The sequence below is a fragment of the Arcobacter suis CECT 7833 genome, assembly GCF_003544815.1.
GTDB classification, from domain to species: domain Bacteria; phylum Campylobacterota; class Campylobacteria; order Campylobacterales; family Arcobacteraceae; genus Aliarcobacter; species Aliarcobacter suis.
This window is the reverse complement of sequence record NZ_CP032100.1, coordinates 2609558-2630524: the sequence shown is the minus strand read 5'-3', so window position 1 is coordinate 2630524 and position 20967 is coordinate 2609558. Positions and strand designations below refer to the sequence as shown.

General features: G+C 28.3%; 18 protein-coding genes. 6 read left to right on the top strand and 12 right to left on the bottom strand.

Translation table 11 applies throughout. From position 1 onward, the window contains the following. The 9 genes from ASUIS_RS13465 to ASUIS_RS13425 all read right to left on the bottom strand — a co-directional run bounded on the left by ASUIS_RS13465 (position 1) and on the right by ASUIS_RS13425 (position 5793). Positions 1-666 (bottom strand): response regulator transcription factor, encoded by a 666-nt coding sequence (locus tag ASUIS_RS13465; protein WP_118887590.1) that lies wholly within the window; start codon positions 664-666, stop codon positions 1-3. Beyond that, complete coding sequence (locus ASUIS_RS13460; protein WP_118887589.1) at positions 659-1048, bottom strand: Spy/CpxP family protein refolding chaperone; 390 nt, start codon at positions 1046-1048, stop codon at positions 659-661. Before ASUIS_RS13460 ends, ASUIS_RS13465 begins: the two co-directional genes overlap by 8 nt. Continuing rightward, a complete protein-coding gene (locus tag ASUIS_RS13455) occupies positions 1014-1337 on the bottom strand; it encodes a diheme cytochrome c (protein ID WP_235659481.1) in 324 nt (107 codons plus the stop codon). The genes ASUIS_RS13460 and ASUIS_RS13455 overlap by 35 nt, the downstream gene beginning before the upstream one ends. Beyond that, the gene (locus ASUIS_RS13450) at positions 1330-2133 is read right to left on the bottom strand and encodes a cytochrome b/b6 domain-containing protein (protein ID WP_118887587.1); all 804 of its coding nucleotides are present in this window, start codon (positions 2131-2133) and stop codon (positions 1330-1332) included. Before ASUIS_RS13450 ends, ASUIS_RS13455 begins: the two co-directional genes overlap by 8 nt. Before the next feature lie 11 nt (positions 2134-2144). Beyond that, a complete protein-coding gene (locus tag ASUIS_RS13445; protein WP_118887586.1) occupies positions 2145-2657 on the bottom strand; it encodes a diheme cytochrome c in 513 nt (170 codons plus the stop codon). Beyond that, positions 2654-3064, bottom strand: a complete 411-nt coding sequence (locus ASUIS_RS13440; protein ID WP_118887585.1) for a DUF1924 domain-containing protein — start codon at positions 3062-3064, stop codon at positions 2654-2656. The genes ASUIS_RS13445 and ASUIS_RS13440 overlap by 4 nt, the downstream gene beginning before the upstream one ends. A gap of 87 nt (positions 3065-3151) precedes the next feature. Beyond that, positions 3152-3511, bottom strand: a complete 360-nt coding sequence (locus ASUIS_RS13435; protein ID WP_118887584.1) for a diacylglycerol kinase — start codon at positions 3509-3511, stop codon at positions 3152-3154. Further along, entirely contained in the window at positions 3489-4196 is a 708-nt protein-coding gene (locus ASUIS_RS13430) for a phosphatase PAP2 family protein (protein ID WP_118887583.1), read from the bottom strand. Before ASUIS_RS13430 ends, ASUIS_RS13435 begins: the two co-directional genes overlap by 23 nt. Continuing rightward, a complete protein-coding gene (locus tag ASUIS_RS13425; RefSeq protein WP_118887582.1) occupies positions 4177-5793 on the bottom strand; it encodes a phosphoethanolamine transferase in 1617 nt (538 codons plus the stop codon). Before ASUIS_RS13425 ends, ASUIS_RS13430 begins: the two co-directional genes overlap by 20 nt. A gap of 187 nt (positions 5794-5980) precedes the next feature. On the opposite strand from ASUIS_RS13425, the gene typA reads away from it, so the two are divergent. The 6 genes from typA to ASUIS_RS13395 all read left to right on the top strand — a co-directional run bounded on the left by typA (position 5981) and on the right by ASUIS_RS13395 (position 14182). Further along, positions 5981-7795 carry a translational GTPase TypA gene (gene typA, locus ASUIS_RS13420; RefSeq protein WP_118887581.1) on the top strand — a complete coding sequence of 605 codons (1815 nt, stop codon included), beginning with the start codon at positions 5981-5983 and terminating at the stop codon, positions 7793-7795. A 186-nt stretch (positions 7796-7981) separates the two neighbouring features. After that, positions 7982-9346 (top strand): circularly permuted type 2 ATP-grasp protein, encoded by a 1365-nt coding sequence (locus ASUIS_RS13415; protein ID WP_118887580.1) that lies wholly within the window; start codon positions 7982-7984, stop codon positions 9344-9346. 1 nt (position 9347) lies between these two features. Next, on the top strand, positions 9348-10013 hold the full coding sequence (locus ASUIS_RS13410; RefSeq protein ID WP_118887579.1) for an alpha-E domain-containing protein: 666 nt from the start codon (positions 9348-9350) through the stop codon (positions 10011-10013). Next, the gene (locus tag ASUIS_RS13405) at positions 10013-10966 is read left to right on the top strand and encodes a M14 family metallopeptidase (RefSeq protein WP_118887578.1); all 954 of its coding nucleotides are present in this window, start codon (positions 10013-10015) and stop codon (positions 10964-10966) included. The genes ASUIS_RS13410 and ASUIS_RS13405 overlap by 1 nt, the downstream gene beginning before the upstream one ends. Continuing rightward, on the top strand, positions 10953-11885 hold the full coding sequence (locus ASUIS_RS13400; protein WP_118887577.1) for a M14 family metallopeptidase: 933 nt from the start codon (positions 10953-10955) through the stop codon (positions 11883-11885). The genes ASUIS_RS13405 and ASUIS_RS13400 overlap by 14 nt, the downstream gene beginning before the upstream one ends. A gap of 293 nt (positions 11886-12178) precedes the next feature. After that, entirely contained in the window at positions 12179-14182 is a 2004-nt protein-coding gene (locus ASUIS_RS13395; RefSeq protein WP_118887576.1) for a methyl-accepting chemotaxis protein, read from the top strand. A 6-nt stretch (positions 14183-14188) separates the two neighbouring features. Here the strand turns inward: ASUIS_RS13395 and ASUIS_RS13390 are convergent, their stop codons facing one another. Genes ASUIS_RS13390 through ASUIS_RS13380 form a run of 3 tightly spaced genes read right to left on the bottom strand, consistent with a single transcriptional unit; the run spans position 14189 to position 20940 of the window. After that, entirely contained in the window at positions 14189-15082 is an 894-nt protein-coding gene (locus tag ASUIS_RS13390) for a transglutaminase family protein (RefSeq protein ID WP_118887575.1), read from the bottom strand. Between the two features lie 2 nt (positions 15083-15084). Continuing rightward, positions 15085-17574, bottom strand: coding sequence for a circularly permuted type 2 ATP-grasp protein (locus ASUIS_RS13385; protein ID WP_118887574.1), 2490 nt, complete (start codon positions 17572-17574; stop codon positions 15085-15087). Further along, positions 17575-20940, bottom strand: a complete 3366-nt coding sequence (locus ASUIS_RS13380) for a transglutaminase family protein (RefSeq protein WP_118887573.1) — start codon at positions 20938-20940, stop codon at positions 17575-17577. It abuts the gene before it with no gap. Between the last annotated feature and the right edge of the window lie 27 nt (positions 20941-20967).

Here is a 20967-nt window from a genome sequence, read left to right as displayed (position 1 = left end):
TTAACCTACAAACTTATAACCAATACCCCAAACAGATTTTATGTATTTAGGATTTTTTGAATCGTCACCTATTTTATATCTTATGTTTGAAATATGCATATCTATGGTTCTGTTTTTTGTATTTATATCTAATGAAGTTGCATTTAGAATTTGTTCTCTCGATGAGATTTTATTTAGATTTTCACTTAAGAAAACAAAAATTTCAAACTCTATTTTTGTAAAATCAATTGGAAAATTATCCAATAAAACGGTTCTATTTTCTTTGTCTATTATAAAATCATTTATTTTAATGGTTTTATTAAAACTCTTTTTTAAGATATGTTCAATTCTTAAAACCAATTCCCTTGGTTCATAGGGTTTTGCTAAATAATCATCAGCTCCTAACTCAAAACCATGAATTTTATTTCCTATATCACCTCGTGCTGAAGAGATAATAATAGGAATATTTCTTATGGATTTTAGTTTTTTAAATAAATCAAAACCATCCATATCAGGAAGCATTAAATCAAGTATTATTATTTCGTAATTTTCTTCATGTTTAAAATTTTCAATAGCATCTTTTGGGTGAGCAAAAGCTGTACAATCAAATCCATAATCTTTGAGATATTCAGATATAAATTTTTGCATTTGTAAATCATCTTCAATTAATAAAACTTTTTTATTCAATTTCCCACTCCTCCAAATATTCTGCAAATTCTTCTCTTTGTTTTTCATCTAATATTGCGTGTATTTTTTTTAATCTTTCAACTTCTAAAATAGCTGCTTTTATTTTTATATCACTTATGATTTTAAGATATTGTTTTTCATCAAAATTTTTATCTTCCATCAAATCTTCAAGTAAATCTTCTTGATTTTCTTTGTATTCATAAAAAGTTTTATACTCTTTTTTAAAATCAATTAAAATAGTTTTTATTTTTTCCATTTGAGTAGGATTTAGATGTAAAAAATCAAGATTTTTATATGAATGTTTATATTTTTTATGGTCATCATCAGCATTTAAAAATAGATATAAACTACTTAAAATCAGAAAGATTTTTAATATTTTCATCTTCAATTAATCCTTTTTCAATATCACTATGACAAGCTTTGCAGTTTGCTTTGCTTTTTATTTTTTCATTATCAAAAATTTCTTTTGGTATATCTTTGTGGGTTTTTTCCCAAAAAGTTGTTTTGCTCAAGGCTATTATATCTTGATTTTTTGTGCTTTGTAAAAATTTGAAACTAGCTTCCATTGTAGAAGTTTCTGCACTATTTTTAAGTAAAAAAGCCAAAATATTTTTATTTGTTTCAACATCTAAAGAAGCATCATCACCAAAATGATTTTCTAAATCAGACATAATTAATTCCCATGATTTTTTTGGCATTAGATTGGGAGGGATAAAGAGTGTGGCACGATGCACACTCGTTTACAAAAAGTTCATTTTGTGTCTTGTAGTCTGTTGCTTCATATTTCGAAGCAACTAAAATATTTTTTGGATTATAAATATTAAAGATAATAAATCCAATAAAAAATATAAACATAAGAAGGGAGAACATCTTTTGATAAATGTTTAATTTTATACTTTCATTTTCACTTGTAAGTTTATAACCCGTAACTATAGAGTTTAAAGTTTCTTGTTTTTTATGTAAAAATCTATCAACTAAAACTCCACCAACATGAGCAACTATTAAAGCTATAAATAGGCTTGAGAAGAATTCATGAATTTCACCAAAAAGTTCCATTTTCTTAAAAAAAGAACTATTTAGAAAAGAAAGAATTCCTTTTCCTTCTTGAATACCAAAGGCTAAAACACCTGTTATTATTGCCAAAATTGCTACAACAAACATAGAAATCATCACATAAGAAGCTAGTGGATTGTGACCTACATATTTTAACTTTTCTTCAAAAATGTGATTAAAAAAATCTTTTATATTTGTTTTTCCTAATGGAAAATCTTTAAATAAAGAGTATTTAGGTCCAAAAAATCCCCAACATATTCTAAACAATACCAAAATCAAAACAGCATAACCAATCACAGCGTGAATATTTAACCATTGATCTTCTTGCGCACTCAAAAAAGTCAACAGTATGAATATTACAAACAAAGCATGAAAAACTCTTGTGGGTAATGACCAAATATATGATTTTTGCATTATTTATCCTTTTAATCTTCCCATTTACCAAAGTTTGGGATTTTTATATCTCTTTCTCCATACATTCCTTTATTAGCCGTTGTGTGACAAGCAATACAGTTAAATAAGCCTTTTACTTCTGGTTGAGTTATTAAATCTTTTCTTATTTCCCTATGTTTTTTAATCATATAAGGAGCTGTTGAAATTGAATCAGGAACTTGATTTGCATTTAAACTAGAAACAATTCTATTACTTCTTTTATATTGCATATTTTTTTCAGCACTATTATCATTTAGATATTTTGAAATAGTTTGAAAATTTTCAGGACTCAAACTTGCATCACTATTAAAGTGATTTTCTAAATTTGCCATCATTTTATTCCATGCATTTGCAGGAAGTAATCCTGCTTGATAAGGAAAATGGCAACTTCCACACTCTTTTATATAAAGCTGATTGTTTACAGGTGCAACATCTGCTTTTGTACTAAAACCATCATCTGCAAATAAAAAACTTAAAAAAATAGGTAAAAAAACTAAATATTTCATTTTTGATCCTTAGATAATATATAAGTAACTACATCACCTTTTTCAAGGGCAGTTCCTTCGCGATTATATACATCATTAAAGTTTCTTTTTAGCCATTTTTCGATTTCCGCTCTATCTGTAAATCTTTTTGGATTTGCTTTTGGCGAAAGTGGTTCAATAACTTTTCCTGTAAAGAAGTTTTCACTTGATTTGTTTAAATCTATTCCATGACAAGACGTACATGCAATCTCTTTACCTTTTTTACCCATATGTTTTGAGGTAAAAATTTCTTCACCTCTTTTGGCATCAAAAGCTGTAAATTTAGGATTCTCTTTTAAAACTTCTTGTTTTAAAGAGCTTAAATAATCATCAACAACTGCTGAAAATCCGAAATTAAAAACTAAAGCTGCAAGTATTAAAAATTTCATTCTTTTCTCCTTTTCTAATATAAAAGAAGTATAAAGGAATAGTTTAAAGTTTTGTGGTGAGTTTTATTTACAATTTCTTGACAAAGTTTATAAAATATCTATTAAAAGTATTGTCCAAGTAACAACAAAAATAAAAATACTTAAAAAAACAATAGCACTTCCCACATCTTTAGCTCGTCCTGCCATATCATGATGTTCTAAAGTTACTAAGTCAACAACTCTTTCAATGGCACTATTTGTAGTTTCAGCTATTAACATTCCCATTAAAGTGATAAACATTAAAGCTTTGTTTGTAAGAGTTGTATCAATAAAAATAATCACAGGAAATAAAATAAGAGTGATAACTAACTCTATTTTAAAAGATTTTTCTGTTTTTATTAAATCAACTAATCCTTTTAATGCATAAGAGGTATTTTTAAAAAAATTATATTTTGGTTGGTTTCTCAAGGGTTACCTTTTGTTTAAATTGTGTGAATTTTACTATTAATAGAATAATAAGCCAAGCTAACAACATAGTAATAATTGTATGACTTAAAAAATGGTCACCTAAAAGCATTTTATATGTTCCCATACTCCAAGCAATTATTAAAGCACCAATTAATGCTCTTTTTTGATTTTTAGCAGTTTTAAATAAAAAAAATAAAGCCATAAGTGCAAAACCACCACTTGCATGACCTGCTGGCCAACATTTTGCTTTTGAAGTTTGTACAAAATCTTTTGGATAAGAATCTAAAGCTTTAATTTCAGGATAAGTTCCATTAAAATGAATAATATTACAAGGACATGGAGTATTTGAAATAGCTTTTAATGACCCAATAATTGAAGGAACAAAAATAGCTGCTAATAAAACAATAATTAAACCTTTTTTATATTCTTGCACAAATTTTCTTTTTCTTAAAAAAATTAAAGAAAATAAAATAGCTACTGCAAATAAAATAAGTAAATTTTTAATTCCATCATAAAAAAAGAATTTTAAAATAGGTTCATTTTTATCTATAATCCAATTTTTTGTTTCAAAGTTATAAAAAAAGTTTTGAACAAATATATCTAAATTACTAAATTGAAAAAGAGCAATTACAGCTATTAATAAAAAAGCTGTAATTAATATATGATTATTCAGGTTTTTTAGCATTGTATAAAATATCCATCTCTTTTTTATAAACTTTTGTATCAACCTCAAATAAACCTAACAAAGTATGAAATAGATTGTCTTGTGAAAAAGTTTCATCTTTATATGTTGATAGTTTTTCAATATCAATATCTTCTTTTATATCTTTTCCACCAAACCACATGAGTGAACCAATATGTTTTTGTTCATCTGGCGCCATAAAATAGGGAAGACCATGTAAATAAAGTCCATTTTCTCCAAGACTTTCCCCATGATCACTCATATAAAGCATAGCCGTTTCATAATTATTTGAATAAGGTTTTAAGAAATTGATTACTTTAGATAAAAAATAATCAGTATATAAAATTGCATTATCATATCCATTGCTAACTTCTTCTTTTGTACAATCTTCTAATTGATTTGATTTACAAACAGGAGTAAATTTTTCAAACTCTTTTGGGTATCTTTTATAATAAGCAGGTCCATGATTTCCCATTTGATGAAGAACTATTAAAATATCTTTGTTTTTATTTTTTTCAATATATTTATCAAGTCCAACTAACATTCCTTCATCTCTACACTCTTCATCACAAATAGTGTTTGTTTTTGATGTTCTAAAATCTTCAAAATCAACTCTTAGTGCAACACCTTTTGAATCAGAGTTGTTATCTCTCCATAAAATTTGTATGTCATTTGTATGTTTTAAAACATCTAAAATATTTTCAGTTGATATTCCTTTTTTATAATCATAATCAGCTTTACCAAATATAGAAAACATACAAGGAACCGATTCAGCAGTTGAAGTTCCACAAGAGTACATATTTGGAAAATTTGTAATTTCTTCTTTTTTTAATAAAGGATTAGTCTCTTTTTCATAACCATTTAATGAAAATCTATTTGCTCGTGCAGCTTCACCTACAACCATAATAATTAATTCTTTTTTTTCTAAATTTCCACTCTCATCAGTAGCTATTTTGGCATCAACTCCCATAACTTGGATATTTGTTATATCACTATTTAATGTTTTATTAACATAATTTCCTATACTGTAAATCCAATAAATTGGATTTGTATGAAATCTTAATGACTTATGTTCTCTAAAAAATGAAGTATAAAATTTACTAAAACTAAATAATATTATTAAAATAATTGCTAAAGAAAAAAGAATGGTTTTTAGTTTTGCTAAAAGTTCTTGTTTAAATGGTTTATAAACTATTTTAGTTTTTATTATCAAATAAGAAGGAAGTATTGCTAGAAAAAAAGTATAAATAATTAGTTTAATACTAAACAAATCTGCTGATTCTTCAAGGTTAGTTTGTAAAGTATTTCTAATCATACTATCATCAATAATTACATGGTAAGTATCCATAAAATAAGCTGTAAATGCAGAAATAGATAAAACAGTAATTAAAAGAGCTTTTGTTGTATATCTTGAAGATAAAAGAGTAAATAAAAATATAAGCAAGCTTGTAAATAAAATCATAATAGAAGATATATAAAGTATATTCATACCTTCAAAAGAATAAGTAGTTAATATGTTTTTAAAAAATGAAAAGTTATAAAAAACTGTAAATAATATAGCACTTATTACTATTAATTTATATTGTGAAAATGGTTTCAAAAAAAGCCTTTTTTGTTTTGAATTAGATGCTGTAATGATATTTGTATTTTGTTAATATGTAATTAACAAATTATGAAAATAAATTCATAATTGGACAAATAGATTACATTTTAAGGCTTTTGTGTATTGATTTGTCTATTTAAGCTATTTTTTAGTATAATCGCGAAAATTTATGCAAAGAGAATATATGAGAGACATTAGAAATATCGCAGTAATTGCACACGTTGACCACGGTAAAACTACGCTAGTAGATGAGTTATTAAAACAATCAGGAACTTTTTCTTCACACCAAAATGTAGATGAAAGAGTAATGGATAGCAATGCTATCGAAAAAGAAAGAGGTATTACTATTCTTTCTAAAAATACAGCTATTGATTATGAAGGTGTAAGAATTAACATCATCGACACTCCAGGCCATGCTGACTTTGGTGGAGAAGTTGAGAGGGTTTTAAAAATGGTTGACTCTGTTTTATTACTTGTTGATGCTCAAGAAGGTGTTATGCCTCAAACAAAATTCGTTGTTAAAAAAGCTTTATCATTAGGACATAGACCAATCGTTGTTATCAATAAAATTGATAAACCAGGTGGAGATCCAGATAGAGTTGTTGATGAAGTATTTGACCTTTTTGCTCAAATGGATGCAACTGAAGAACAATTAGATTTCCCAGTTGTTTATGCAGCAGCTCGTGATGGTTATGCAAAATTAGCTTTATCTGACGAAAACAAAGATTTAACTCCATTATTTCAAACAATTTTAACTGAAGTTCCAAAACCAGTTGGTTCTGATGAAAATGGTTTACAATTACAAGTATTTACACTAGATTACGATAACTTCATTGGAAAAATCGGAATTGCTAGAATCTTCAACGGTACTATTTCAATGGGTGAAACTGTAGTTTTAGTTAAAGCTGATGGTGAAAAAGTAAAAGGAAGAGTTTCTAAACTTATTGGATTCAAAGGTATGGAAAGATTTGATATTAAAACAGCTGGAACTGGTGATATCGTTGCCGTTGCTGGTTTTGAAACTATTGATGTTGGAGATTCTTTATGTGATCCAAACAATCCAATGCCACTAGACCCTATGCACATTGAAGAGCCAACTTTATCTGTTACATTTGCTGTAAATGATTCTCCATTAGCTGGAACTGAAGGTAAATTTGTTACTTCAAACAAAATTAACGAAAGATTAGCAGCTGAAATGAATACTAATATTGCTATGAATTATGAGCAAATTGGTGAAGGTAAATTTAGAGTAAACGGAAGAGGGGAACTTCAAATTTGTATTCTTGCTGAGAATATGAGAAGAGAAGGTTTTGAGTTCTGTATCGGAAGACCAGAAGTTATTACAAAAATTGAAGATGGTGTTAAAACTGAACCATTTGAGCATTTAGTAATTGACTTACCAGATGAGCATACAGGTGCAATTATCGAAAAACTTGGAAAAAGAAAAGCTAATATGACAAATATGGTACCAATGGGTGCTGGTTATACAAGATTAGAGTTTGAAATTCCTGCACGTGGTTTAATTGGTATTAGAACAGAGTTCTTAACTGAAACTAAAGGTGAGGGTGTTATGAATCACTCATTCTTAGAGTTTAGACCATATTCTGGAATGGTTGAATCAAGAAAATACGGAGCATTAGTTTCTATGGAAGCTGGTGAAGCTGTTGGATATTCAATTTTCAATTTACAAGATAGAGGTATTATGTTTGTTAAACCTCAAGATAAAGTTTATGTTGGAATGGTAATTGGACAACACGCAAAAGATAATGATTTAGATGTTAACCCAACTAAAGGTAAACAACAATCAAATGTTAGATCATCAGGTGCTGATGAAGCTATTAAATTAGTTCCACCAAGATCAATGTCTTTAGAAAATGCTTTAGAGTGGATTGAAGAAGATGAAGCTGTTGAAGTAACTCCTATTTCTGTTAGAGTTAGAAAAAGAGAACTTGACCCAACAGTTAGAAAAAGAACTGCAAAAAAAGAGAAATATAACTAATTTCTATTTTTTTACTTATTTTCTAAAAGGGAAAGGATATTTTATCCTTTCCCTTTTTTTTTAGATAATATAAAATAATCATAAACTTATGTATAATAATTATACAACCAAATTGTTTGATAAAAGAATAATTTAGTTTATTTTCAGACAAATGAGACTAGAATTTATCAGTTCAGGAGGTGTAATTTGAGTAATGAAAAAAGTAGTGTATCTGAAATTTTTTGGGAAACCTTTTCAAATCAAGATAGACAAAAAATAAAAGAGTTCCAAAAGTATATGGATAAGTTTGCTGTTAATTTCAATCTTTATAAAGATGGAAATTTTATTGAAAGATCTTTACCATTCGATGTAATACCAAGAATTATAGAGACAAAAGAGTTTGATATAATCGATAGAGGTTTAAGTCAAAGAATAAAAGCTTTAAATTTATTCTTAGAAGATTTATATACTACAAAAAATATCATAAAAGACAATGTTGTTCCTGAAGAGTTTATTTACCAAGCAAAAGGGTATTTAAAAGAACTTCAAGGATTCTCTCCTTCAAAAAAAATCAGAACACATATTAATGGAATCGATTTAGTAAAAGATACAGTTTCAGATAAATGGGTTATTTTAGAAGATAATTTAAGAGTTCCAAGTGGAGCTAGTTATCCTTTATCAATTAGAGATACTTATAGAAAAATCTATCCAGAGTTTTTTGAAAAATTAAAAATCAAACCTATTAAAGAGTATCCATCTATGTTAAAAGAATCTATGGATTATGTTAATTGTGGTGGAATAAATGTAGTTTTAACTCCCGGAAGATTTAATTCAGCTTATTATGAACATGCATATTTAGCAAAAAAATCAGGCGCTCAACTTGTAAGAAATAATGAATTAGTTGTACAAAATAAAATTTTATATTTTAAAAATTATGATGGAAGATTAGTTAGAGTTGGAGCAGTTTATAGAAGGCTTGATGATGAGTTTTTAGATCCAAAATTCTTTAATGAAGAGAGTTTAATAGGAGTTCCTGGAATCATGGAATCATATTTAGCTGGAAATGTAGCCATTATGAATGCCCCAGGAAATGGAGTTGCTGATGATAAAGGTATCTATTATTTTGTTCCAAAAATGATTAAATATTATTTAGGAGAAGAGCCTATTTTAGATAATGCACCAACATATTTACCTTATTTTGAAGAAGATAAAAAATATGTTTTTGATAATATGGAAAAACTTGTAATCAAAGATGTGGCAGAAGCAGGTGGTTATGGTGTTATGTTTGGTCATTCTATGACAAAAATTCAGTTAGAAGATTTGAAAACTATTATTAAAGCAAATCCTAGAAGGTTTATAGCTCAAGAGTTAATAGAGTTTTATGATGAAGAGTGTTATTTAAATGATGAAATAGTTCCAAGAAAAGCCGATTTTAGAGCTTATGTTGTAATGAGTGATGAACCAAAGGTTTGGAAATGTGGACTTACACGATATGCTATGGAAGCTGGAAATTATTTAGTTAATTCATCTCAAGGTGGTGGATTTAAAGATACTTGGGTTATGGAGGCATAAAATGGAACAATTATTAACAGCAAATGTGGCGAATAATTTATATTGGTTTGGAAGATATTTAGAGAGAATCGAAGCTACTTTAATTGAAGTTGTAATTGCCTTTGATGCGGTAATTGATACGGATAAAGAAAAAGGAAAAGATTTTTACAAAAAGTTAGATATTGATATTGAGTATTCAACTGCAAAAGAGTTCTTAAAAGCTGGAATTTGTGGAAATCATGAAGCAAATTTAAGTCTTTTAATGAGTTATGTAAGAGAAAACGCAATTACTTGCCGAAGTGTTATGGATACAGAAGCTTTTGGTTCAGTAATAGAATTATCAACTCTTTTAAAACACTCTTGTAATAATACTTTTGATTTGGATTATGAATTTATTGATAAAATTCAATCTTTAATTAGTGAAGTTTGGGGTGAATTAACAAGAAAACAACATAGAAATACAAGTGATTATTTTATAAGACTTGGGAAACTTGTTGAAAAAGTTGATTTCCATTTACGATTGGGAGAAGACAAGGAATTTTCACTTGTAATTATGGAAGAAATAGATAAAATTGTAACTAGATTAGCACCAGCATCAAAATTTGTGCCTCATGATAAAAACGAGTCTCATGAAACAATAATGAACTCTATAAATGCTAAGATTAATAAAATAATAGTTGAGGATTAATGAATACAACAGAGATTTTTACATCTGAATTACCAGTAGGCGAAAAATTATCTATAAAAAGAACTAGATTTGAACCTTTAGAAAAATCGAAAAATAAAATAAAAAGAATTTCAATTGTAAGTGGAATCCATGGAGATGAGTTAGAAGGTCAATTAGTTATATATCTTTTATCTGATTGGCTAAATAATAATAGTGATAAAATAAAAGGGATAATTGATGTTTATCCAGCTGTTAACTCTTTGGGTGTAGATACGATAACAAGAGGATTTCCTTTATATGATGTTGATTTGAATAGAACTTTTCCAGGAAGTGCAAATGAATTTTTGCCCGGACAAGTTGTTCATGCTTTGGCAAATGATGTAAAAGGGAGTGATATTGCTATTGATATTCACTCAAGTAATATTTTCTTACGAGAAATTCCTCAAATTAGAATAAATAAAGAATTCTCAAAATCTACTTTGCCCCTTGCTAAAGAGTTAAATTGTGATTTTATTTGGATTCATGATGCTGTTACAGTTTTAGAATCAACTTTTTCACACACTATGAATTCTATGGGCACAAAAACACTGGTTGTTGAAATGGGTGTTGGAATGAGACTTACAAAAGCTTATGGACATCAATTATTATTGGGTATTTTAAACCTTATGAAAAAAGAAGGCATTATTGAGTGTAAAGATGATTTTATTGTAAGAGAAGCCTTTAACTCAGAAGTTGGAGAAGTTTATTATCTAAATGCACCAAAAAGTGGATTGTTTGTTCCTGCACTTGACCATTGTGCAATTATCAAAAAAGATGAAAAAATAGGGGATATTGTTGATCCTTTAACTGGAACTATCCATGCTACATTGTTTGCTCCAAATGATGGAATATTATTTACTCTAAGAGAATATCCAGTTGTTTATGAGGGTTCTTTAATAGCTAGAATTTTTGGAGATAATAGTGGAAAAAATTGAAATACTAAGAATTGAATCATTAAGTCGAGCTCCATTAGTTGTAGAAGGTTATTTATTTAAAGGAACAAACCCAAAAGCTCCTAAAGTTGCAATTGTTGGTGCAATGGAAGGGGATTCAATTTTACCTTTATATTGTGCTTCAACAATGGTTGATTTTTTCAAAAATAAGATTGATAAAGAGAAAATAAAAGGTGATGTTTTAATAATTCCATCAATTAATCATTATGCTTTAAATATTGGAAAAAGATTTTGGCCTTTAGATAACACAGATATAAATATGATGTTCCCAGGTTATGAGTTGGGCGAAACTACTCAAAGAATTGCTAAAAAAGTATTTGATGCAATTAGTGGTTATGATTATGGAATTATTCTTGAAAGAAGACCAGATCCAGCAACTTGTCTACCTTATATAAAACTATATAAAAGTGGATATGAAGATTTAAAAAGTGCAAAAGAGTTTGGTTTTAAAATGATTCATCACAGAACTATGAAATCAATAGATACTGTTACTTTACAATATAATTGGCAACTTTGGGGAACAAAAGCATTTTCAATTATCTGTCCAAGTGATAATCAAGTTGATAAAAAAATTGCAAGTCAAATAAATCAAGCAATGATTAGATTTATGGATAAAACAAAAATAGTTGATTATCATATTTTTAATGGTTATGAATCAACTGTAATTGATAGAAACTCTATAGATGTTGTAAAATCACCAAGAAGTGGTATTTTTATTTCAAAAGAACTTCCAGGAAATTATGTCTCAAAAGACCAAGTTATTGGGGAAATAGTACACTCTTTAGAAGGTGAAGTTATTCATCAATTTTTAGCTCCATGTAATGGAATGATTACTTGTTTTTATAGTAATTCTTTGATATATGAACATGCAGTTGCTTTTAGAATTGCAAAGATAGGCTAATTTTAGCTAATCTTTGTTTCTATATCTTATTAACTTAACATAAATAAATCTAACATATTTTGAGCTAATTTTTTTTAAATTTATCTATCATAAATATATCTTTTTATCTAAATTCATTAGTTATTATTTTATTAATAAATAACATATAAGTTAATTATTAAATTATTTAACTGTTTAAATATAGTACTTTTATAGATTATTGTATAAAAATTGCTATTTCTATGCTATTTTTCTACAACTAAATGTAATAAAAATAGTATATAATGTAGAATATTAATTTATTAGGAAAAATAATGATAAAAAACATAAACACAAAAATGAAACTTTTATTGTTTCCATTTATGTTTGTAATAATAGTAGTAGTATCGGGATTTGTATATTTTCACTATAGTGGATTAGAGAATTCAAGAAATCAAGTGGCAATACAAACAGAAGAGTTTATTCAACAATTGTTAAAAGGAAGAATTTCTGTTTATCAATTTTTAAGAACTCCAAATGATGTAAATAAACAAAAAGTAATAGATAACTTTAAAGCATTAGATGAATCTGTACTGGAATTAAAAGCGAAATTAGTTTTTCCAAAAAATATAGAATTGAGTAGTGAAATACTAGTTTCTTCGAAAGAATATGTTAATAACTTTAATATAGTCGTATCAAAAATAATAGAAAATCAAAATAATGGTATAAAAGAAGAAACAGAACAAATAAAAAATACTATTAAAACAATGTCAGAATCAGGAGTGGTTTTAGAAGGTAAAATAGTAGAGATAAATAAAAATGCTTTACAATTAAAAGATGAAGCACATAGTTTATTAAACAATATTTTACTAATTTTAGTAATAGTTTCAGTTTTAGTATTTATAGCATTCTCTTTACTAATTTCAAATATCGTTACTAAGTCTTTGACAGATTTCAAAAATGGACTTCTATCTTTCTTTGATTATTTAAACAAAAAAACAACAAAGATTTCATTACTAGAAGATAGTGCAAAAGATGAATTCGGAGAGATGGCACTGTTTGTAAATGAAAATATAAAACAAATAGAAAATACATTAAACCAAGATGTGGCCTTAATCGAAGATGCAAAAGTAGTAATGACAAGAGTAAATAATGGATGGTATGGACAATTTATAGAAAAGTCAACTTCAAATGCTTCTTTAGAAGAGTTTAAAAATAATGTAAACCAAATGATAAAAAGTACAAGAGATAGATTTGCAGAAGTTGATGATATTTTAGAACAATATGCAAGACTTAACTATTTAGAAACTTTAAATATGCACCCAAATGATGAAAGAGGTGGATTATTTGAGAAATTAGTAACAGGTATTAACACTTTGCAAAACTCAATTACTCAAATGTTAGTTGAAAATAAAACAAATGGATTGACTTTAGATGAAAGCTCAAATATCCTTCTTGTAAATGTAGATAAATTAAATCAAAGCTCAAATGAAGCAGCAGCTTCTTTAGAAGAAACAGCAGCAGCTATTGAAGAGATAACTTCTAATATTAGAAATAATACAGAGAATATTTCAAAAATGGCAAGCCTTTCAAATGAAGTAACAGCCTCTGCAACACATGGTGAAAAACTAGCAAATCAAACAACAGTTTCAATGGATGAAATAAATATACAAGTAAATGCAATAAATGAAGCAATAAGTGTAATAGATCAAATAGCATTCCAAACAAATATTCTTTCTTTAAATGCAGCCGTAGAAGCAGCAACCGCTGGAGAAGCTGGAAAAGGATTTGCAGTTGTTGCAGCAGAAGTAAGAAATCTTGCATCTCGTTCAGCAGAAGCAGCTAAAGAGATAAAATCTATTGTTGAAAACGCAACAACAAAAGCAAATCAAGGTAAACAAATAGCTGGGAATATGATAGAAGGATATAAACAGTTAAATCAAAATATTACTCATACAATAAATCTAATCCAAGATATACAAAATGCTTCAAAAGAACAGTTACTAGGAATTGAACAAATAAATGATGCAGTAAATCAATTAGATCAACAAACACAACAAAATGCTATGGTAGCAAGTCAAACACATGATGTAGCAGTATTAACAGACCAAATAGCGAAATTAGTTGTATCAAATGCTGATGAAAAAGAATTCAAAGGTAAAAACGAGGTTAAGGCTAAGAGCGTAAAGGCTGCTGCAAAAGCTATTCATGCTGCTGAAAGCCAAAGTAAAATAGTATCAAACACAAAAGTAACACCAAAAGCTGTAAAACATGAGTCAAATCACGTGACTGCAACTAAAACTAAAACAAAAGATGACGCAGAGTGGGAGAGTTTTTAAACTCTTCTAATCTGCTAAGATTTTAACATCAACTTTAACACCCAACGAACTATTTCCACTACTTTGAACAACTCCTTTTAAAGGAGAAATATCTAAATAATCTCTTCCATATCCTAATATTATATACTCTTCATTTGGAATTTTATTGTTTGTAGGATCAAAATCAGCCCAACCAAAATCAGGAATATAAATAGAAAACCAAGCATGAGAAGCATCTGCTCCAAAAAGTTTTTCTTTTCCTTGGGCTGGAAGAGTTTGTATATAACCACTCACATATCGTGTAGGAATTCCAATACTTCTAAGTGCTGAAATTGCAAATTGTGCGAAATCTTGGCAAACCCCTTTTTTCTCTTTAAAAATCACTTCAATTGGAGTTGTAATATCACTAAAACCTGAAACAAATTTAAAATCATTAAAAATTCTTGCCATAAATTCATTAGTTGCTTCAATAATATTTCTATTTTCATCAAAAGATTCTAAAACATATTTTTTTATTTCTGCTGATGGCATAGGAATAGAGTCAGTTTCAAATAAAAAATATTTTGCTAAAACATCATCTGGATGATAAGAACTGAGTCTTTGTTTCAAATCTTTTACAGAGGTTTTTATATCTTTTAATAAATCTAACTCTTTATCTATTTCTTCTTTAATTCTTTCAACTTTTGAAGTTGCAATAACTTTTAAGCTTTTATGGGCTTCCCTAATAAGCATAAAATTATTTGTATTTTCAAAATAATCTAAAAATTCATTTGTTTCATAAGGTGTTGGCTCTATTTTTAAAGAGTATTCTAATAGTTTTTGAGTATTAGAATCTTTAGGTTTTAATCTTGCTAAATTATGACTAAAAGTTACAAGAGCGACATAATCGAATTTTGTTTCGTGGTATATTTCATAAATCATAGTTACTCGTTGTAGTGTGAAAAATATGTTTTTGTTAATTCTTCAGATGTTTGTGTTAATAAATCAGAAAGTATTGATAAAAATTCATCCAATTCTTTATATACATATTCATCTTCAGGAGTTTCCAAAAGTTTTTTGGTATTTGTTAAAGTAATCATAGAAAATACTTTAAATACAGGCTCCTCAAAACTACTTAGGTGAGAGTTATCAATATTTTTTGGAAGTTCTTTTAAATCGGCTAATAATTGGTTTATTATATAAATCAAAGATTTTGGATATTTTGTATTAAATATTAAAAAGTCTAATACATTTTCTAAAGCTAATGATGATTTATAATAAGCTCTATATGAGTTGTAACTTTCATAAGAGTTTAACATAGAATCTAAAACGTCATATTCAATTAATTTATCAAGTTTTTGAGTAAGCAAAGATCTTAATTTTGAAATTAATAGTTGAGAAGTCTCTATTTTACAACCAATATCATATAAAATCAGACCTTGTTCTTTGAAAATACTTTCATCAATTAATTCTTTGTAAGCCATCAAATAAATCAATAATTTATCAAGTTCATTTATGTGATCTTTATTTGTAAGAAACTCTTTTTTATTATAAGTATTCCACTCTTTTTGCATTCTTTCATAAATTCTCCAAGCTTCCATTGCAAGAAGATTTTTTACACTAGAATTTAGGTTTGATAACATATCAAGGGTAAAACTAAGAGTTCCAACTCTGTTTTTGTCCCTAATTAATGAGATAATCTCTTTTAACGGAAAAATAGATTTTTCATCCAAAAATCCTGGATAACTCATAGTTAAATGGGTTAAAGCAATATTTAAAATTCTATTTGTTTTTCTTGAGTTTGTATTATCATCATATCTGTTTAGATTAAGCATATTTTTTAAATTAAATCTAATCATTCTAGCCGTTGTTATAGCTCTTGTTAAATATCTTCCTAACCAAAAAAGATTTTCTGCTCTTTTTGTTGAAATATTTTCTAATCTTGAATCAATAAACGACCTATTTTTAAAGATATTATTTCCAGAAAAATCATCACTTTTACCAAGAATCCATAAATCTTTACTTGTTCCACCTTTTTGATTTGATACAACTAAAGAGTCTTTTGTGGGAGAAACTCTAATCAAACCTCCTGGCATTACATGATATTTATCTTCATGTAAATATGAAAAAGCTCTAATTACTGTATTTCGAGGTTCTACTTTTCCTTTTGTAAAAGAAGGAGTTGTTGAAAAATCTATTATTTCTTGACCCACATAATAGTGTGGATTGTTTTGAATTTTTTCTATTAAGTTTTTTAAATCTTCATCATTTAATTTATTTGCAAAATATACTTCTATATTATCAGTTCTATCTATTTTTTTGATAATTAGATTTTTAATATTTTTTAGTACAAAATCAAGTTCATTTTTTTGTCCACACCACCAAGTTGCGATTTGTGGCAATATTAACTCTTCATCTAATAGATATTTGGCAATATTTTTCATAAAAGGATTTAGTCCAATATTCTCTAAAATACCAACACCAATTGGATTTATCATTGATAAATTATGTTTTCTAATTACATTTACAAGTCCAGCCACTCCAAGTTGTGAATCATTTCTAAGTTCCAGTGGGTCGCAATATTGTGAATCAACTCTTCTTAATAAAGTATCAACTTTTCGTAAACCATTTAAACTTTTTAACCATAATTGGTTGTTTTTCACAAGTAAATCTTCCCCTTGAACAAGAGTTAAATCTAAAAAAGAACTAATATACGAGTGTTCAAAATATGTTTCATTTAAAGGACCAGGAGTTAAAAGTGCAATTAAAGGATTATCTTGATTGGAAGAGCAGAGAGATTTTAACATATTTTTAAAACCCTCTATAAATTTTGCCATTTTTAAAATCTCAACATTTGGATATAAATCATTTGATATAGAGTTCATCGTAAGACGATTTTCTATAGCATATCCAAGACCTGATGGTGATTGAGTTCTATCATTTATAACCCAAAATTTACCATCAGGACCACGGCTTATATCTGTTGCATAAAATCTCATAGAGTAATAATCAATATTCTCAAAATTAAAAACTTCAGGAATAAAACTTTTGTGAGCAAAGATGATTTCAGCAGGAACAATTCCTTCTTTTATTAATCTTTGTTCAGTATATAAATCTTTAAAAATTAGATTTAAAAGTTTTGCCCTTTGTTTTAAACCCTTTGAAATTTCATCCCATTCAGCAGATGTTAAAACCATAGGAATAGGGTCTAAATTCCATCTTCTATTATTTCCTTCAGGATCATTATAAATATTATAAGTAACCCCGTTATCTTCAAGTCTCCAATCAATTTCTAGTTGTTTTTGTTCTAGTTGTTTAATTCCTGCATTATCTAAACCATTTTTAATCTCATTCCAATGGGGTTTTACATTACACTGGGCATCAAACATCTCATCAAATGATGATTCTAACTTACAACTATCAAAAATTGACATTTACTTTTTAATCCACCTTTGTCTTAAATCTAATGTATGAGGATACTCTTTATTTTTTGGCATTTCTTTGAAAAGAAGTTTTTTACTTCCTTTGGTGTTTTTTAAAGTTCTAGTTGCTTCCACTGCAAAAATAGTGTTTGCTTCACCTGAAATTGATGGCTCGTAAGCTTCAATTTCACCTTGAGAGTGATTGAAGTCCCAATATCTATTTATTCTTCTTGATTCAGCTTCATAAGAATTTACAGGGAAACTATCATAACTTCTTCCGCCTGGATGTGCCACAAAATAATTAAACCCACCAATAGATCTAGTATTCCATTTATCTATTATATCAAAAGTTAAAGGTGTATCAACTTTAATGGTTGGATGCAACGCTGACCATGGTTGCCAAGCTTTGTATCTTACTCCACTTACAAACTCTCCTTCAATATCTGTTTTTGATAGGGGAACTTGAACTCCATTACAAGTTACTATGTATCTTTCTTCGTTGAAGTTTTCAATTTTTATTTGTAATCTCTCAACCGATGAATCCACATATCTAGCCGTTCCTTGAGAACTTGATTCTTCCCCTAAAACATGCCAAGGTTCAATTGCTGATCTTATTTCAACTGGCATTCCTTCTATCATTGTCATTCCATATAATGGGAATCTAAATTCAAAAAATGGGTCAAACCAATCAAGTTTAAACTCATAACCTTCATCATTTAGGTATTGAACTACACTTTTTAAATCATCTTTTACATAATGTTCAAGTAAAAATTTATCATGTAATCTTGTTCCCCATCTAACTAAATCATGTTTATATGGTTTTTGCCAAAAACAAGATACTAAAGCTCGAACTAATAACATTTGTAAAAGTGCCATTTGTGAGTGAGGTGGCATATCAAAAGCTCTAAGCTCTAAGATACCAAGTCTACCCGTACTACTATCAGGAGAATATAGTTTATCTATACAAAACTCACTTCTGTGAGTATTTCCTGTAATATCTGTTAACATGTGTCTAAATAATCTATCAGTTAACCAAAATGGTACATCTCCATGCTCAGGAATTTGAGAAAAGGCAATTTCAAGTTCATAAAGATTTTCAGGACGTCCTTCATCAACCCTTGGAGCTTGTGAAGTTGGACCAATGAATGCCCCTGAGAATAGATAAGATAAACCTGGGTGGTGTTGCCAGAATGTGATTAAACTTCTAAGTAATTGAGGATTTCTTAATAGTGGAGAATCACTAGGTTTTAATGCACCAATAGTAACATGGTTACCACCACCTGTTCCTGTGTGTCTTCCATCAATCATAAACTTTTCAGTTCCAAGTCGGCAAAGTCTAGCATCTTCATAAAGTGCAAGTAAATTATCACTTAACTCTTTCCAAGAAGTTGCAGGTTGAATATTAACTTCAATAACACCTGGATCTGGAGTTACTTTAATTCTATCTGTTCTTAAATCGTGTGGTGGTTCATAACCTTCGATTATTACTGATAAATTTAATATAGTTGCAGTTTGTTCAATTGAAGCAATTAAATCAAGGAATACTTCTGTATCTTCAATTGGAGGAAGGAAAATACAAAGTTTACTATCTCTAATTTCAGATGTAATTGCAGTTCTTACAAAAGTGTTTGAATTAAATTTCTCAGTTGTTTTTTTACTAGTTTTTTTCGCTCTTTTTTTCACATCTTTAATATAATCTCCAAGCTCTGGAGCAAAGGCAAAAAGGTCTGTTTCAAAACTTTTTTCTAGTTCAATAGGTGGTTTTACTACTAATGATTCTAATGGAAGTCTTAATCCCAATGGTGAATTTCCAGCACTTAAAAATAGGTGATTTCTTCTAAATTCCCATTTTGAACTTATCCATTTTGTAACTCCAAAATTTAAAGGTAAAACATATCCAACTTCATTATTTAAACCTTGTGCTAATTTTTCAGCAATTGTTTTTCTCTCAAGTGGATCTTTTAAATTATATTTTAAAGGGTCAATATCAATAGGAAGTTCAGCTTCTTTCATAATATAATAGATTGGATCTTCAAATGCTGGACTTATATTTTCATCACTAACACCTAAAACAGAAGCAAGAGTTGATAAAAAGTTTTTTGCATCAGAAGCTGTATACTCAAAAACATCATTTTTATTTGCAAGAAGTGCTGGATTTTCCCAAACTGGTTTTTTGTCTTTTCTCCAGTAAATTGTTGTTTGCCATCGTGGAAGTGGTTCACCTGGATACCATTTTCCTTGGGCATGATGTAATAGTCCACCTGTTGTTGTAGTTTCTAAAAGTCTTCTTGCAAGTTTTGTTGCTAATTCTCTTTTATGTTCACCATCTGCTTCACTATTCCATTGAGCTGATTCCATATCATCAATAGAAACAAATGTTGGTTCTCCTCCCATTGTTAGACGAACATCATTTTTTTCTAAATCTTCATCAACTTTGAAACCTAAGTCATAAATAGCTTTCCATTGTTCTTCTTTATAAGGTTTTGTAACCCTTGGAGATTCAAAAATTCTTGTAACACTATTATCAAATTCAAACTCAGTTTCACATTTATCACTAAATCCTTCGATTGCATGGGCACTATTATAATGAGGTGTACAAGCTAATGGAATATGACCTTCCCCTGCAAATAATCCACTTGTACTATCAAGTCCAACCCATCCAGCACCTGGAATATAAACTTCTGTCCAAGCATGTAAATCTGTAAAGTCAGCTTCAGGACCACTTGGTCCATCAAGTGATTTAACATCGGCTGTTAATTGAACTAAATATCCAGATACAAAACGTGCTGCAAGTCCTAAATGTCTTAAAACTTGTACAAAAAGCCAAGCAGAATCTCTACACGAACCTAATTTCTTTTCTAAAGTAGTTTTACAAGTTTGAACACCTGGTTCTAGTCTTACCGTATAGTTTACATATTGGTTAATTTTTTGATTAACTTCAACTAAAAAATCAATAATTGGTTTTTCTGTTTTATCAATTTTACCAACAAACTCAGTTAATAATTTGCCATCTTCTTCAATTTTTAAATAAGGTTTTAACTCTTTTTTTAAATCTTTCTTATATTCAAAAGGAAAGTTTGTAGCACTATCTTCAACAAAGAAATCAAAAGGATTTAATGTGATTAAATCTGCAATGATTTCAACATCAATTTCAAATTCTTTAGTTTTTTCAGGAAATACCAATCTTGCTTGGTAATTTCCAAATGGATCTTGTTGCCAATTTAAAAAGTGATTATCAGGTTTGATTTTTAAAGAATAAGCTTCAATAGGAGTTCTACTATGAGGAGCTGGACGCAACCTTATAATATGTGGAGACAAAGATATAGCTCTATCATATTTATAGTGAGTTTTATGAGAAATTACTACTTTCAAAGACATTCAAAATCCTTTTATTTTAATTAAAAT